We start from the raw sequence: 16,298 nt of genomic DNA, 5'->3' as shown, positions 1-16,298 counted from the left end.
GTTGCGCGGGTATGACATCAGCCACGATCAAGCACCTTGGCCAGCGCCGTTAAGAAACGGGCATTTTCCGCGGGCAAACCAATCGACACACGCAAGTAAGTCGGCATGCCGTAGTTGGCCACTGGCCGCACTATCACGCCCTCACGCAGCAGCGCCTGAAAGACCGGCATCGCCTCGCACCCCAGATCGAAGGCAATAAAATTGCCCTTGGAGGCAATCCAGCGCAAACCCAGCTCGGTAAAGCCGGCCTCCAACTGCGCCATGCCGGCGTCATTCATACGGCGGCTGGCGGCCAGATAGTCGCTGTCAGCCAAGGCCGCACAGGCTGCCGCCAAGGCCAGGCTATTCACATTAAAAGGCTGGCGGACGCGATTGAGCACATCGGCAATCACCGCCGAACACACCCCGTAACCGACCCGCAGCGCCGCCAGGCCGTAGGCCTTGGAGAAAGTCCGCGACACCAGCAAGTTCGGGGTACTGGCCAGATAGCTCAAGCCATCGGGCAAGTCATCGCCTTCGGCGTATTCGATATAGGCCTCATCCAGCACCACCAAGACGCTTTCCGGCACCTGGGCGAGAAACTCGCGCAGGGCTTGCGGGCCAAACCAGGTGCCGGTCGGATTGTTCGGGTTGGCGATAAACACCACCCGCGTCTGCGCATCGATAGCCGCCAGCATGGCCGGCAGATCATGACCAAAATCCTTGGCCGGCACTACGTGGGCGTCGGCACCCACCGCCTGAGTGACTATGGGATAGACCGCGAAGGCATGCTCACTGAATACCGCATTCAGCCCCGGCGCGAGATAGGCGCGGGCGACTAATTCGAGGATGTCATTGGAGCCATTGCCCAGCGTCACCTGATTGGTCTGTACGCCGCAGCGTTCGGCCAGCGCCACTTTCAGCGCGAAACCATTGCCATCGGGGTAACGGGTCAACTCCGGCAACGCCGCCGTAATAGCCGCCAGCACTTTCGGGCTGGGCCCGAGCGGATTCTCATTGCTGGCCAGCTTGACGATGCTCAGCGGATCGAGATTCAGTTCGCGGGCCAATTCGTCGACCGGTTTGCCGGGGACGTAGGGGGAAAGCTTTTGCACGCTCGGCAATGCTTGAGCGAGGAAGTCGCAGCTCATGGAAATTCCTTAATCGCGAGAGGCATTTAACAATGCGGTGTACCCGTTGAACCTTGAGACTATCCAGACTCGCAGGGTGCAGTTGAACCTGGAGATACCCATCGAACCCTCAATACCGCTGGCGGGTTACGCCGCCGCGCGTCTAACCCCCCCTACGAATTGAATCTCGACAAAGGCCGAAAACTCAAAGCACCGCTTTTGGATAAGAGCCGAGCACTTTAAGCGCCACCGCTTCTTGATTGATTTTCTCCAGCACGTCGCTGATCAGCGGATCACGGTGATGGCCGACGAAATCGATAAAGAACGCATAGGTCCACTTGCCGCTGCGCGAGGGGCGCGTCTCGATCCGGGTCAGGTCAATGCCGGCAATATGGAACGGCACCAGCAACTCGTGCAGCGCGCCGGGCTTATTGCGCATCGAGACAATCACCGAAGTCTTGTCGTCGCCGGTCGGCGGCACTTCCTGATTACCGATAATCAAGAAGCGCGTGGAGTTGTCCGGGCGGTCTTCAATTTTCTCGGCCAGCTTGCTTAAACCATAAAGGCTCGCGGCCATGTCACCGGCAATCGCCGCCGAATTCCACTCACTCTTCACCCGCTTGGCCGCATCGGCATTGCTCGACACCGCCACCCGCTCGACATTCGGGTAATGGGCATCCAACCACTTGCGACACTGCGCCAGCGACTGGGCGTGGGAGTAGATGCGGGTAATGCGGTCGGTCTTGGTGGTTTCGCCGACCAGCAAGTGGTGGTGAATGCGCAGCTCAACTTCGCCGCAGATGACCAGGTCGTGCTCGAGAAAGCTGTCCAGGGTGTGATTGACCGCGCCCTCGGTGGAGTTTTCCACCGGCACCACGCCAAAATTCACCGCCCCGGCAGCCACTTCGCGGAAGACTTCGTCGATGGCAGTCATCGGCACGCTGATCACCGCATGACCGAAGTGTTTGAGCGCAGCGGCCTGGGTGAAGGTGCCCTCAGGCCCCAAGTAAGCCACTTTCAGCGGTTGCTCAAGGGCCAGACAGGACGACATGATCTCGCGGAATAAGCGCGCCACTTCCTCGTTGTCCAGCGGACCCTGATTGAGCTCCATGATGTGCTTGAGCACCCAGGCCTCGCGCTCGGGACGATAGAACACCGCTTTCTCGCCGGCCGGCAACGACAGCAACTTGGCCCGCGCGACTTGCTGAGCACAGCTGGCGCGCTCGCTGATCAGCTCGAGGATTTTCTCATCGAGGCTGTCAATTCGCACTCGTAGCGCCTTGAGCTGATCCTGATCGGACATCACGCGTGCTCCTTCTCGAACTCCGCCATGTAATGAACCAGCGCTTCAACCGCATCCATACCCACCGCGTTATAGATAGAGGCACGCATGCCGCCGACCGAGCGATGGCCTTGCAGATTGAGCAAGCCACGGGCATCGGCGCCAAGCAGAAACGGCTTATCCAAGCGATCATCGGCCAAGCGAAACGGCACGTTCATCCACGAGCGAGCATTGTGGGCAATCGGGTTGCTGTACAACTCGCTGCTGTCGATGGTCTTGTAGAGCAGTTCTTTTTTGGCGCGATTGACTCGCTCCATCGCCTCGACGCCGCCCTGCTCCTTGAGCCACTCAAACACCAGGCCCGAGAGGTACCAGGAGAAGGTCGCCGGGGTGTTGTACATCGAGCCGTTGTCGGCCGCGACCTTGTAGTTGAGCATGGTCGGGCAGTGTGAGCGCGCCTTACCGAGCAAGTCTTCACGTACTATCACCACCACCAAGCCGCTGGGGCCGATGTTTTTCTGCGCGCCGGCGTAGATCAGGCCGAACTGCGAGACATCGATGGGGCGCGACAGAATGTCGGAAGACATATCCACCACCAGCGGCACGTCGCCCACTTCCGGCACCCAGTCAAACTGCAGACCACCAATGGTTTCGTTGCTGGCGTAGTGCAGGTAGGCGGCGTCCTTGCTCAGCTTCCACTCATTTTGCCCTGGGATGGCAAAGTAGTCGTAAGGCTTGGCGCTGGCGGCGACATTAATGTTGCCGAAACGACTGGCTTCCTCAATGGCTTTTTTCGACCAGATACCGGTATCGATATAGTCAGCCACACCACCTTCAGGCAGCAGATTCAGCGGGATTTCGGCAAACTGCTGGCTGGCGCCGCCTTGCAAAAACAGCACTTTGTAATTGGACGGAATGGCCAGCAGATCGCGTAGATCCTGCTCGGCTTTTTCGGCAATCGCCACATAGTCGGCGCTGCGATGGCTCATTTCCATCACGGACAGGCCTTTGCCGTGCCAATCGAGAAGCTCGGCCTGAGCACGCAACAATACGGCTTCAGGAAGCGCGGCGGGGCCGGCGCAGAAGTTATGGGCTCGCTTGCTCACATCGACTCTCACTTGCTTGTAGTGTGGGGCGGGCGAGCAACGCGCAGCGCTACTCGCCGATCTAGCCTGGAGCGGATAGGCGCCTAGCACACCATCCGCCCTGCAGTTATTACTCTTCGCTTGGCGCTTCGGTACTAGAGTCGTCCGCAGCAGCTTCAAGTGACTCGCCATCTGGCTCGCCGGCATCAACAGCATCCAGCTCAGCCGCATCAGCGAACTCGTCGTCTAGCTCTTCGCCTTCGACTTCGGATAGCTCTTGCACACGCTCAAGACCGACCAGGGTTTCATCGCTGGCCAACTTGATCAGGGTCACGCCCTGAGTATTGCGGCCCAGCGACGACACCTCGGCAACCCGGGTACGCACCAGCGTGCCCTGGTCGGAGATCAGCATGATTTCCTCGCCATCCAGCACTTGCACGGCGCCGACCAGCTTGCCGTTACGATCATTGCTGACCATGGCAATTACGCCCTGGCCGCCGCGACCGCGACGAGGGAAGTCGGCCATCGCAGTGCGCTTGCCGTAACCACGGGCAGAGGCGGTGAGGATTTGCGCGTCAGCTTCCGGGATCAGCATGGAGATAATGTGCTGGCCTTCCGGCAGGCGCATGCCGCGCACGCCACGGGCGGTACGGCCCATGGTGCGCACCTTGCTTTCCTGGAAGCGAATCACCTTGCCGCCGTCGGAGAACATCATCACTTCACGGGCGCCGTCAGTTACGGCGGCGGCGATCAGGGTGTCACCTTCGTCCAGCTTCAGGGCAATCAGACCGACGCTACGCGGACGACTGAATTGCACCAGCGGAGTCTTCTTCACCGTGCCGTTGGCCGTAGCCATGAAAATATAGGCACCCGTAGGCACATCTTTACTTTCCGAGACATCGGCGCCATCAGCGTCTTCGTCGTCGGCCAGCTCTTCAACCTCGTCCTGCTCGACCAGCACGCCTTCGATATCATCCAACTCTTCGCCTTCCGGCGCTTGCAGACGCAAGGCCTCGAGATCGACCTGCAGCATCGCGGTGATACATTCGCCTTCGCTCAGCGGCAGCAGGTTGACCAGCGGCCGACCACGGGCAGCCCGTGAAGCCTCAGGAATCTCGTAGGTCTTCAGCCAGTACACCTTGCCTTTGCTGGAGAACAACAAGAGCGTGGCGTGGCTGTTGGCGACCAGCAGATGCTCGATGTAGTCCTCATCTTTAACGCCGGTGGCCGACTTGCCTTTACCGCCGCGACGCTGGGCCTGATAGGCCATCAGCGGTTGCGACTTGGCATAACCACCGTGGGAGATGGTGACTACCCGCTCCTCTTCGGTAATCAAATCGGCCAGGGTCAGGTCCAGACGGGTATCGAGAATCTCGGTACGACGCTTGTCGCCAAACTCGGCCTTAACGCCTTCCAGCTCTTCGCGGATCACTTCCATCAAGCGCGTGGCGCTGGTCAGGATGCGGATCAGCTCGCCGATTTGCAGCAGAATCTCTTGGTACTCGGCCAACAGCTTCTCGTGCTCAAGACCGGTCAGACGGTGCAAGCGCAATTCAAGAATCGCCTGCGCCTGTTCTGGCGACAGGTAGTACTTACCGTCACGCAAGCCGTACTGCGCATCTAGGGTATCCGGGCGGCACGAGTCAGCGCCTGCGCGCTCAACCATGGCTTGCACAGCCGAGGATTCCCAGCCCATGGCGACCAAGCCTTCTTTGGCTTCGGCCGGGCTTGGCGAGGCTTTGATCAGCGCGATTACCGGATCGATGTTGGACAGCGCAACGGCTTGTCCTTCGAGGATATGCCCACGCTCGCGGGCTTTACGCAGCAGGTACACGGTACGCCGCGTCACCACTTCACGGCGGTGCAGCACGAAGGCTTCGAGCAGATCCTTGAGGTTCAGAATCTTCGGCTGGCCGTCGATCAGCGCCACCACGTTGATACCGAACACGCTCTGCAACTGGGTCTGGGCGTAGAGGTTATTCAGCACCACTTCTGCCACTTCGCCACGACGCAGTTCAATCACCACGCGCATGCCGTCTTTGTCGGACTCGTCGCGCAGCTCGCTGATGCCTTCGAGCTTCTTCTCTTTAACCAGCTCGGCAATCTTCTCGATCAGTCGGGCCTTGTTCAGCTGGTACGGCAGCTCGGTGATGATGATCTGCTGGCGACCGCCGACCTTATCGATGTCTTCGATGGTGGCGCGGGCGCGGATCTGAATCCGTCCACGACCGGTGCGATAGGCTTCGATGATGCCGGCGCGACCGTTGATGATCGCCGCTGTTGGGAAGTCCGGGCCCGGAATGTACTGCATCAATTCATCGATGGTCAGTTCCGGGTTTTCGATCAGCGCCAGGCAGCCGTCGATGACTTCGCCCAGGTTGTGCGGCGGAATATTGGTCGCCATGCCCACGGCAATACCGCTGGAACCATTGACCAGCAGGTTGGGAATCTTGGTCGGCATGACCGCCGGAATCTGCTCGGTGCCGTCGTAGTTGGGCACCCAATCGACCGTCTCTTTATCCAGATCGGCCAGCAGCTCATGGGCCAGCTTGGTCATCCGCACTTCGGTGTAACGCATGGCGGCCGCGTTATCGCCGTCGACCGAACCGAAGTTACCCTGACCGTCTACCAGCAGGTAGCGCAGCGAGAACGGCTGCGCCATCCGAACGATGGTGTCGTACACCGCAGTATCACCGTGCGGGTGATACTTACCGATCACGTCGCCGACCACACGGGCGGATTTTTTATACGCCTTGTTCCAGTCGTTACCCAGCTCACTCATCGCGAACAGCACGCGCCGGTGCACGGGCTTTAAGCCATCACGGGCATCGGGTAATGCACGACCGACGATCACGCTCATCGCGTAGTCGAGATACGACTGTTTCAGCTCGTCTTCGATATTGACCGGTACAATTTCTTTGGCCAGTTCGCCCATGAGAAGCCTGGTTCCTTATTCTGGTGAAACTCCGCGCAATCCGCGTGGAATATGGCGAAGTTCGCCGTTGCGGCTAAATTAGCTGCAACGACTCACGAAAAATCAACGGGTTAAGCTAAAAATCTGTGCCCTTCAGTGGCCCGTTAAGGCCGGCCTGAAAACCGCCGGAGCATACCACAATCACCCCACAGCACCCAACCCAGCAGTCCGGGCCGCGCAACACTCAGTGCAGGCGCTTGCGACACATCAGCTGGGCCATTTTTGCCGCATTCGGCCGCTCGATCACACCCTTCTCGGTGATCAGGTAATCGATCAGATCGGCTGGCGTCACATCAAATACCGGATTGATTGCATCCACTTCGGCCGCCACCCGCCGCCCGGCGATCTCCAGCAACTCACTGCCGTCACGCTCCTCGATGGGGATTTCATCGCCGGTAGCCAGTGCCATATCAATGGTCGAACTGGGCGCCACCACCATAAAGCGCACGCCGTGGTGCATGGCATTCACCGCCAGCTGATAGGTGCCAATCTTGTTGGCCACGTCGCCATTGGCGGTGATGCGGTCGGCACCGACTATCACCCAGGTGATGCCCTTGGTTTTCATCAGATGCGCGGCCGCAGAGTCGGCATTCAAGGTGACCGGCACGCCATCGCTGGCCAGCTCCCAGGCGGTCAGGCGCGAACCCTGCAGCCAGGGCCGGGTCTCATCGGCATACACCCGCTCGACCAAGCCCTCCAGATAGGCCGCGCGAATCACCCCCAGCGCCGTGCCAAAGCCGCCAGTCGCCAGTGCACCGGTGTTGCAGTGGGTCAAAATTGGCTGGGCACTGCCCTGATGCTGACGAATCACCTCGACGCCGAATTGCGCCATGGTCAGATTGGCCTCGCGATCACTGGCATGGATGCCAAGCGCCTCCAACTCCAGGGCGCGCAACGGCTCATCGGCAGCTTTAAGCCGCTGTAAACGCTCACGCATGCAGTTCAGCGCCCAAAACAAATTAACCGCAGTCGGCCGCGACTCAGCCAGCACCTGGAAATCCGCCTCCAGCGCCGCCTGCCAATCGCCACCGGCGGCCAGGCGCGCCTTGACGCCCAGCACCAACCCATAGGCCGCCGCAATGCCGATGGCCGGCGCGCCGCGCACCACCATCTGCCGAATGGCCTCAGCCACACCTGCCGCCGACTCATAGGCCAGCCAGGTTTCCTCGAACGGCAGCAGCCGTTGATCGAGCAAATACAGCGTGCCATCGCGCCATTCAATCGCCTTAACTTTCTCTGCCGCTAGCAATCGATCACGCATGACTCACCTCGTACCCACAACCAAAAGCCGCCGATTATAGCGAGCCGACCCGCTGGGCGCTCGGGTATACTGGCCAGCCTCGTACAAACGCTCAAGACTGCCGATCATGCCCGACCACAGCGCCCCGCTCGACCTCCTCCTCTTGCCGACCTGGCTGGTGCCGGTTGAGCCCGCCGGCGTGGTGTTAAAACAGCATGGCCTGGGCATTCGCGATGGCCGCATCGTGCTGATCGCGCCGCGCGCCAGCGCCCTATTGCACCCGGCCAAAGAAGTCCGCGAGCTGCCGGACATGCTGCTCTGCCCCGGCCTGATCAATGCCCACGGCCATGCGGCGATGACGCTGTTTCGCGGCCTGGCCGACGACGTACCGCTGATGCATTGGCTCGAGCAGCACATCTGGCCGGCGGAAGCGCGCTGGGTGGATGAGGCCTTTGTGCGCGACGGCACCGAGCTGGCGATTGCCGAGCAACTCAAGGGCGGCATCACTTGCTTCTCCGACATGTATTTTTTCCCAGAAGTGGCCAGCGAGGTGATTCACACCAGCGGCATGCGCGCCCAGATCACTATCCCGATCCTGGACTTCCCAATTCCCGGCGCCCGCGACAGCGCAGAATCCTTGCACAAAGGCCTGCTCCTGCTCGACGACCTCAAGCAGCACCCACGCATTAAAGTCGCCTTCGGCCCCCACGCGCCCTACAGCGTCAGCGATGACAAACTGGAAAACATCCGCATGCTGGCCGAAGAACTGGATGCCGGCATTCATATGCACGTGCAGGAAACCGCCTTCGAGGTACAACAAAGCCTCGAGCAGCGCGGCGAACGCCCACTGGCCCGCCTGGCTCGCCTCGGGCTGCTGGGGCCACGCTTTCAGGCGGTGCATATGACCCAGATCAGTGACGACGACCTCGCACTACTGGTAGAAAGTAACAGCCATGTCATCCATTGCCCGCACTCCAACCTCAAGCTCGCCAGCGGCCTGTGCCCGGTAGAAAAACTCTGGCAAGCAGGCGTCAATGTGGCGATTGGTACCGACGGCGCGGCCAGCAATAACAGCCTGGACTTGCTCGGTGAAACCCGCACCGCCGCCTTGCTGGCCAAAGCCGTGGCCAATTCGGCAACGGCGCTGGACGCCCACCAGGCATTGCGCATGGCCACCCTTAACGGCGCCCGCGCCTTGGGGATTGAGGAGCACACCGGCTCACTGGAAATCGGCAAAGCCGCCGACCTGTTAGCCTTTGACCTCAGCGGCCTGGCGCAACAACCGGTCTATGATCCGGTCTCACAACTGATTTATGCCGGCAATCGCAGCGGTGTTAAACACGTCTGGGTTGGCGGCAAGCAATTACTCGACAACCAGCAGCTAACCCGTCTCGACGAAGACCGCTTGATTGCCAGCGCCCGCAGCTGGGGCGCCCGCATCGCGGCTCGCTGAGTTAACTCACCAGATTCTTTACCCACAGGTTCTTCTATGAGCAACGTCGACCACGCCGAAATCGCTAAATTCGAAGCTCTGGCACACCGCTGGTGGGACCGCGAAAGCGAGTTCAAGCCACTGCACGACATCAACCCGCTGCGGGTTAACTGGATCGACGAGCGGGTCAATCTCGCCGGCAAAACCGTGCTCGACATCGGCTGCGGCGGCGGCATCTTAAGCGAAGCCATGGCCCTGCGCGGCGCCACAGTCACTGCCATCGACATGGGCGAAGCGCCGCTGGCCGTGGCCCGCCTGCATCAGTTGGAGTCCGGCGTGTCGGTCGACTATCGGCAAAGCACCGCCGAAGACCTGGCCCTGGAAATGCCCGAGCAGTTTGATGTGGTTACTTGCCTGGAGATGCTCGAACACGTGCCCGACCCGGCGTCGGTGATCCGCGCCTGCCACGCACTGGTCAAACCCGGCGGCCAGGTATTTTTCTCCACCATCAACCGCAATCCCAAGGCCTATTTGTTCGCCATTATTGGCGCCGAATACCTGATGCGCATGCTGCCGCGCGGCACCCACGACTTTAAAAAGTTTATCCGCCCCTCAGAACTGGGTGCCTGGAGCCGTGCCACCGGCCTGCAAGTCAAAGACATCATCGGCCTGACCTACAACCCGCTGCTCAAGCACTACAAGCTGGCCAGCGACGTCGACGTTAACTACATGCTGCAAACCTTAAAGGAAGCCTGATGCGCCTGCGTGCTGTGCTTTTTGACATGGACGGCACCCTGCTCGACAGTGCCCCCGACTTTATCGCCGTGGCCCAGGCCATGCGCGCCGCCCGCGACTTGCCGCCGATTGCCGAACAGCTGATTCGCGAGCAGATCTCTGGCGGCGCCCGCGCCATGGTCGCCAGCGCCTTTGCGCTGAGCCCGCAAGACGCAGGATTCGAGGCGTTACGCCAAGAGTTTCTTGATCGCTATCAAGAGCACTGCGCGGTGTTCACCCGCCCGTTTGACGGCATCGAAGAGCTGCTGGCCGACATCGAGCAGGCCAAGCTGATCTGGGGCGTGGTCACCAACAAACCGCTGCGTTACGCCGAACCGATCATGCAGCAACTGGGCCTGGCCCAACGCTCGGCGATTCTGATTTGCCCCGAGCACGTAAAAAACACCAAGCCCGACCCCGAGCCGATGATCTTGGCTTGCACCCGCCTGGGCCTTACACCTGCCAGCGTGCTGTTTGTTGGCGACGACCTGCGCGATATCGAGTCTGGCCGCGCGGCTGGCACCCGCACCGCGGCGGTTCGCTACGGCTATATCCACCGCGACGACAACCCTGACCACTGGGGCGCCGATGCCGTGGTTAATCACCCGGCGGAGCTGCGCGCGCTGCTTGATCGGGCGCTGTGCTCCTGCTGAGGCCGTGACAGATGTAGGACGAACGCAGCGTAACCCGCCGCTGCCGTTACCAATGGTGGGTTACGCCGCTTCGCGGCTAACCCACCCTACACCCAAGACACGAGAGAGATTCCTCCATGTTCGAATACACAGCCCGCCCAGACCTATTGAAAGGCCGCGTCATATTGGTGACCGGCGCCGGTCGCGGCATCGGTGCGGTTGCCGCCAAGAACTTTGCCGCCCTGGGTGCCACCGTATTGTTGCTGGGCAAGACCGAAGCCAATCTGAATCAGGTCTATGACGCCATCGCCGAAGCCGGTCACCCGCAGGCGGCGGTCATTCCATTCAACCTGGAAACCGCCCTGGCCCATCAATATGACGAGCTGGCGGCCATGGTTGAGCGCGAATTCGGTCGCCTCGATGGCCTGCTGCACAACGCCGCCATCCTCGGGCCGCGCACACCGATTGAGCAGTTGTCAGGCGACAACTTCATGCGCGTCATGCAGGTCAACGTCAACGCCACCTTTATGCTGACCAGCACCATGCTGCCATTGCTGAAGCTGTCGGCGGATGCCTCGGTGATCTTTACCTCCAGCAGTGTCGGCCGCAAAGGCCGCGCTTACTGGGGCGCTTACGCGGTGTCAAAGTTCGCCAACGAAGGCCTGATGCAAGTGCTGGCCGACGAGATGGACGGTATCTGCCCGGGCCGCGCCAACAGCGTAAACCCCGGCGCCACCCGCACCGACATGCGCGCCCAGGCCTACCCTGGAGAGAACCCGGCCGGCAACCCAACACCAGAGGAAATCATGCCGGTCTACCTGTACCTGATGGGCCCGGACAGTGTCGGCGTCAACGGCCAGGCTTTCGACGCCCAATAAGCAAACCGAACCGCCGGTTTCCCGGCGGCCAGCTTTTGTGAACGGCAGCACATTGCCAGCATCAACGCCAAAACACCGGCAAACAGCTGCCACCAGACACCAATAAAAACAACTAACTAACTGAAACATAAAGAGTTTTTTAACAATACCAGCAAATGGCACGGAAATCGCTTTAAGCCTAGTGTCGACGCACTTAGCGCCTGGGGTTCACCATGATTTCTCACAGCCAAACCAACACCATCGACTTCGACGCAGCCAAACTGCAACGCTTGGGCTTCACGGGCAACCGTACCCAATCACTGCGGCCGGTCAGCCTGGCGCAACTGCGCCAGCAGCTAACCCTGCAGTTGCAGACCAGCCTCGAAGCCGAGCGCATCCTTAGCCTGTTCTTCCGTGAAGTACAGCGCCTGGTACCACTGGGGGCTTTGAGCTATCAATTGGCCGCCAGCGATTTGCGCCTGGAGATGGGCGTGCGCGCCAGTCACTCGGCCTGCTATCGCCTCAGCCACGAAGGTGAATACCTCGGTGAGCTGACCTTTCGCCGCAGCGTGCGCTTCTCGGAAGAGGAACTCGCACAACTCGAATCGCTGCTGGCCAGCTTGCTGTTTCCGCTGCGCAACGCCCTGCTCTATCGCAACGCCATGCGCAGCGCCTTGCGCGACCCACTGACCGAGACCGGCAATCGCCTGGCGATGGATCAGGTGCTGCAGCGTGAAGTTGATCTGGCCGAACGCAACCAGCAACCCCTATCGCTGCTGATGCTCGACCTTGATCACTTCAAACGGATCAACGACAGCTTCGGCCACAGCACCGGTGACGAAGTGCTTAAAGCCCTTGCCGCCACCCTTAAAGCCCAATTGCGCAATATCGACATGGTGTTTCGCTTTGGCGGCGAAGAGTTTTTGGTGGTGATGTCCAATACCAGCAGCGAAGCCGCCGCGATGATTGGCGAACGCCTGCGCCGTGCGGTGATGGAGCTGCAATGCCTGGCCCAGGGCCGCGCGATTGAACTGTCGGTCAGCCTCGGTTGCGCCACCCTGCACGCTGGCGAGTCGATCCGCAGCATCATGCACCGCGCCGACTGCGCCATGTACGCGGCCAAAGGCGATGGTCGCAATCGCCTGGTCGTGGCCAGTTAAAACAGTCCAGAGCGAATCAGCAGACAAAAAGAAGGGCTCCTATTGGAGCCCTTCTTTTTGTCTGCTGATTTTACTGAGGCATTAATGCCTTACTGCGATTTACGCGGACCACGACCAAAGCCAGGACGCTGACCGTCAGTTGCCGGCGGACCGCGACGTTTATCTGGCGCCGAACCCGGTTGACGCGAACCGCGCTCGCCGGACTCTTGCTGACGGCCGGCCGGCTTGGCGGGACGCTTATTGACATCGCTTGGGCGCTCGGCCACTTGCGAGCCACGGCTCGAGTCACCACTTGCGGCGCGCTCACCACGGCCACCGCTGGCCGGGCGCAGAGTGCGCTCCTGACGGCCAGCGCGACCCACCGGCTTGGCCGATTTACGCTGCTGACGCACCAGCTTGTCACGGGCCTTATCGGTCATGGCCGGCAGCGCCACTGGGGTCAAACCGACTTCCTCACTGAGGATGTCGATTTCACGCTGGCCCATTTCGCGCCAGCGGCCCATGGTCAACTCGGAGGTCATAAATACCGGACCAAAGCGCACGCGCTTCAGGCGGCTGACCACCACGCCCTGGGATTCCCACAGACGACGCACTTCGCGGTTACGACCTTCCATCACCACGCAGTGATACCAGTGGTTGAAACCGGTGCCGCCGGGGGCTTCTTTGATGTCGGTGAAGCGCGCCGGGCCGTCTTCCAGCACCACGCCGGCTTTCAAACGCTCAAGCATCTCCTCATCGACTTCGCCACGTACGCGCACGGCGTATTCGCGATCCATCTGAAAGGAAGGGTGCATCAAACGATTGGCCAATTCACCGTCGGTGGTGAACATCAGCAGCCCGGTAGTGTTGATGTCGAGGCGACCGATATTGATCCAGCGACCTTCTTTGGGCTTGGGCAAACGATCGAATACGGTTGGCCGACCTTCTGGGTCGTCACGGGTGCAGATTTCGCCGTCGGGCTTGTTGTAGATCAGCACGCGACGGACCGATTCGGCACCCTCTTCGCGCTTGAGCAAACGGCCATCGAGGCTGATGGCATCCAGCGAATCAACCCGGTGACCGAGCTTGGCAACGACGCCATTGACCTTGACGCGGCCGAGGCTGATCCAGGTTTCGAGATCACGACGCGAGCCGAGGCCCATGCGCGCCAAAACCTTCTGTAATTTTTCGCCAGCTGGACCTAAATCGGTATCACTCATCTTGGCACCTCCCGGTGTAGCAGTAGATGAAACGCATTATTTGCCGAACGGCTATTGCGTAAATATGGCGAGCAATCGCCAAAAGGGCGCGAAGCATACGCTGATTAGCCATCAGGCGCACGGTTAGGGCTTAAATCAGCCCGCCCGACTGTCTGTTTTTTGTACAGCGCAAAGCTGACCCGTCAGTGCAGACTCGCCTCGGCGACGTCCCGCGACGCCAGCTCGACGGCCGCCTCGCCCTCTGCATCCGGCTCCAGAGTTGCATCAAGCAAATCATCAAAATCGCTTTTCAAGCCCTGCTCCATATCGTCCAGTTCAACCAGCAGGCTGCGGAAACTGGTTTCATCGCGCAACCCACCGTCCACCTCCTGGCCATCCTCGGCATCGACGCGGGCCTGCAAGCCTGCTGGCGCAGGCAGATCATCGTCCGGAGCAAACAAGGGTTCAGGCTCAAGCTCGCGCAAGGCGGCCATGGTCGGCAACTCATCCAGGCCCTTGAGGTTGAAGTGATCGAGAAACAGCTTGGTGGTGGCCAACATCGCAGGCTTGCCCGGTACATCGCGATAGCCGACGACGCGAATCCACTCACGCTCCAGCAGGGTTTTGACGATATGGCTGTTGACCGCCACGCCGCGAATATCTTCGATCTCGCCACGGGTGATCGGCTGGCGATAGGCAATTAGCGCCAAGGTTTCCAGCATGGCCCGCGAATAACGCTGCGGACGCTCCTCCCACAGCCGGCCGACCCAAGGCGCAAAACGCTCACGCACCTGCAGGCGGTAACCGGTCGCCACCTCCTTTAGCTCAAAGGAGCGGCCCTCGCAGGACTTAGCCAGCAGCGTCAGGGCTTTTTTGAACACCGCCGGTTCCGGCCGTTCAGCCTCCTCAAACAACTCATAAAAGCGCTCCAACGACTGCGGCTTGCCGCTGGCCAATAAAAACGCCTCGAGTAGCGAGGCCAGCTCGCGGGGTTCAGTCAGGTTCATCGCTTCAACTTCCTACTTCCCATTTCCCATTTCCCACTTCCCACTTCCCATTTCCCATTTCCTATTCAGCCCGCGCCCGCACATGGATAGGTCCAAAAGCTTCGTTCTGCACCAGCTCCACCAGCGACTCTTTGATCAGCTCGAGTATCGCCATAAAGGTTACCACCACTCCAAGGCGGCCTTCTTCGGCCAGAAACAGCGCGACAAAGGGCACGAAGGCACCACCTTTCAAGGCCTCCAGCACGGCGCTCATGCGCTCGCGGGTGGACAGGGTTTCGCGGCTGATCTGGTGGCTTTCAAACATATCGGCGCGGCGCAGCACTTCGGCCATCGACAGCAATAATTCTTCCAGGCTGACGTCCGGCAATAGCTTGCGCGCCCGCGCCTGTGGTGCTTCGAGAGCCGGCACGGTGATATCGCGACCGACCCGTGGCAACTGATCCAGCCCTTCGGCGGCAGCCTTGTAGCGTTCGTACTCTTGCAGGCGGCGGATCAGCTCGGCGCGCGGATCGTCTTCCTCTTCTTCGAATGCCGCCGAGCGCGGCAGCAGCATGCGCGACTTGATCTCGGCGAGCATCGCCGCCATCACCAGGTATTCGGCCGCCAGCTCCAGCCGCACCGACTGCATCAGCTCGACGTAGCCCATGTATTGGCGGGTGATTTCCGCAACGGGAATGTCCAGCACATCAATATTCTGTTTGCGGATCAGGTACAGCAGCAGATCGAGTGGGCCCTCGAAGGCCTCGAGAAAGACTTCCAGCGCATCCGGCGGAATGTACAGATCCACCGGCAACTCGGTCAGCGCCTGGCCATAGACCATGGCGAACTGCAGTTCTTGCTGCACGGGCGCCGAATTCTCTGCCGGCGCGAGCGATGATTCAGTGTGCATGGCTAATCTCGGGGGCGGGCATGGACTGGGCTTGGTCGCGGCAAGCGCAGTTACTGCGCGGTAAAGGCCGAAGGATCGCCACAACCGACCCGTACCACCTGCGGCTCGGAGTCGACCAAATTAATCACCGTGGAGGCCTCCAAGCCGCCCAAGCCGCCATCGATAATCAGGTCGACATGATGCTCAAGCAACTGGCGCATCTCGTAGGGGTCGCTCAGTGGCTCAGTGGCGCCGGGCATGATCAGGCTGACGCTCATCAGCGGCTCGCCCAGCTCGGCCAGTAAAGCCATGGCAATTGGATGCCCCGGCACCCGCAGGCCTATGGTGCGACGTTTGGGGTGCAGCACCATACGCGGCACTTCCCGGGTGGCATCCAGGATAAAGGTGTAAGGCCCCGGCGTATGGGCCTTGAGCAGGCGAAAGGCGCCGGTATCGACCTTGGCAAACAGGCCCAGTTGCGAGAGGTCGCTGCAGACCAGGGTGAAGTTGTGCTTGTCGTCCAGCTGGCGCAGCCGGCGAATCCGCTCGACCGCCGCCTTGTCACCGATACGGCAACCAATGGCGTAGGACGAATCGGTCGGATAGACGATCACCCCACCCGCCTTGATGATCTCCACCGCCTGTTTAATCAGGCGCGCCTGCGGGCTTTGCGGGTGAATCTGGAAGAACTGACTCACGT

General features: G+C 60.5%; 14 protein-coding genes. 5 read left to right on the top strand and 9 right to left on the bottom strand.

Annotation, left to right across the window (positions count from 1 at the left end; all coding sequences use genetic code 11):
* Positions 1-17: 17 nt before the first annotated feature.
* The 5 genes from hisC to mtnA form a co-directional block, all read right to left on the bottom strand.
* Positions 18-1,130 (bottom strand): histidinol-phosphate transaminase, encoded by a 1,113-nt coding sequence (gene hisC, locus Q8R10_RS07025; protein ID WP_305652315.1) that lies wholly within the window; start codon positions 1,128-1,130, stop codon positions 18-20.
* Between the two features lie 184 nt (positions 1,131-1,314).
* Positions 1,315-2,412 carry a prephenate dehydratase gene (pheA, locus tag Q8R10_RS07020; RefSeq protein WP_305652313.1) on the bottom strand — a complete coding sequence of 366 codons (1,098 nt, stop codon included), beginning with the start codon at positions 2,410-2,412 and terminating at the stop codon, positions 1,315-1,317.
* Complete coding sequence (serC, locus tag Q8R10_RS07015) at positions 2,412-3,497, bottom strand: 3-phosphoserine/phosphohydroxythreonine transaminase (protein ID WP_305652311.1); 1,086 nt, start codon at positions 3,495-3,497, stop codon at positions 2,412-2,414. The genes pheA and serC overlap by 1 nt, the downstream gene beginning before the upstream one ends.
* A gap of 109 nt (positions 3,498-3,606) precedes the next feature.
* On the bottom strand, positions 3,607-6,411 hold the full coding sequence (gyrA, locus tag Q8R10_RS07010; RefSeq protein ID WP_305652310.1) for a DNA gyrase subunit A: 2,805 nt from the start codon (positions 6,409-6,411) through the stop codon (positions 3,607-3,609).
* A gap of 223 nt (positions 6,412-6,634) precedes the next feature.
* Positions 6,635-7,711, bottom strand: coding sequence for an S-methyl-5-thioribose-1-phosphate isomerase (gene mtnA, locus Q8R10_RS07005; RefSeq protein WP_305652309.1), 1,077 nt, complete (start codon positions 7,709-7,711; stop codon positions 6,635-6,637).
* A gap of 106 nt (positions 7,712-7,817) precedes the next feature.
* Between mtnA and Q8R10_RS07000 the strand changes: the two genes are divergently transcribed.
* The 5 genes from Q8R10_RS07000 (at position 7,818) to Q8R10_RS06980 (ending at position 12,545) form a co-directional block, all read left to right on the top strand.
* Positions 7,818-9,143 carry a TRZ/ATZ family hydrolase gene (locus Q8R10_RS07000; protein WP_305652307.1) on the top strand — a complete coding sequence of 442 codons (1,326 nt, stop codon included), beginning with the start codon at positions 7,818-7,820 and terminating at the stop codon, positions 9,141-9,143.
* 36 nt (positions 9,144-9,179) lie between these two features.
* Positions 9,180-9,878 (top strand): bifunctional 2-polyprenyl-6-hydroxyphenol methylase/3-demethylubiquinol 3-O-methyltransferase UbiG, encoded by a 699-nt coding sequence (gene ubiG / locus Q8R10_RS06995; RefSeq protein WP_305652305.1) that lies wholly within the window; start codon positions 9,180-9,182, stop codon positions 9,876-9,878.
* Positions 9,878-10,549 carry an N-acetylmuramic acid 6-phosphate phosphatase MupP gene (gene mupP / locus Q8R10_RS06990; protein ID WP_305652303.1) on the top strand — a complete coding sequence of 224 codons (672 nt, stop codon included), beginning with the start codon at positions 9,878-9,880 and terminating at the stop codon, positions 10,547-10,549. Before ubiG ends, mupP begins: the two co-directional genes overlap by 1 nt.
* 116 nt (positions 10,550-10,665) lie before the next feature.
* A complete protein-coding gene (locus Q8R10_RS06985) occupies positions 10,666-11,406 on the top strand; it encodes a YciK family oxidoreductase (RefSeq protein WP_305652301.1) in 741 nt (246 codons plus the stop codon).
* Positions 11,407-11,618: 212 nt separating this feature from the next.
* Entirely contained in the window at positions 11,619-12,545 is a 927-nt protein-coding gene (locus tag Q8R10_RS06980) for a GGDEF domain-containing protein (RefSeq protein ID WP_305652300.1), read from the top strand.
* 89 nt (positions 12,546-12,634) lie between these two features.
* On the opposite strand, the gene rluB is transcribed toward Q8R10_RS06980, so the two are convergent.
* From rluB to Q8R10_RS06960, 4 genes are all read right to left on the bottom strand, one after another.
* Complete coding sequence (gene rluB / locus Q8R10_RS06975; protein WP_305652298.1) at positions 12,635-13,744, bottom strand: 23S rRNA pseudouridine(2605) synthase RluB; 1,110 nt, start codon at positions 13,742-13,744, stop codon at positions 12,635-12,637.
* A gap of 182 nt (positions 13,745-13,926) precedes the next feature.
* Positions 13,927-14,730 carry an SMC-Scp complex subunit ScpB gene (scpB, locus tag Q8R10_RS06970; protein ID WP_305652297.1) on the bottom strand — a complete coding sequence of 268 codons (804 nt, stop codon included), beginning with the start codon at positions 14,728-14,730 and terminating at the stop codon, positions 13,927-13,929.
* 61 nt (positions 14,731-14,791) lie between these two features.
* A complete protein-coding gene (locus Q8R10_RS06965; protein WP_305652438.1) occupies positions 14,792-15,490 on the bottom strand; it encodes a ScpA family protein in 699 nt (232 codons plus the stop codon).
* A gap of 179 nt (positions 15,491-15,669) precedes the next feature.
* On the bottom strand, positions 15,670-16,296 hold the full coding sequence (locus tag Q8R10_RS06960; RefSeq protein WP_305652295.1) for an L-threonylcarbamoyladenylate synthase: 627 nt from the start codon (positions 16,294-16,296) through the stop codon (positions 15,670-15,672).
* Between the last annotated feature and the right edge of the window lie 2 nt (positions 16,297-16,298).

The sequence above is a fragment of the Pseudomonas sp. genome (assembly GCF_030698175.1).
GTDB lineage: Bacteria > Pseudomonadota > Gammaproteobacteria > Pseudomonadales > Pseudomonadaceae > Aquipseudomonas.
The sequence above is the reverse complement of the archived record's forward strand: the minus strand, read 5'-3'. Positions and strand labels throughout refer to the sequence as shown.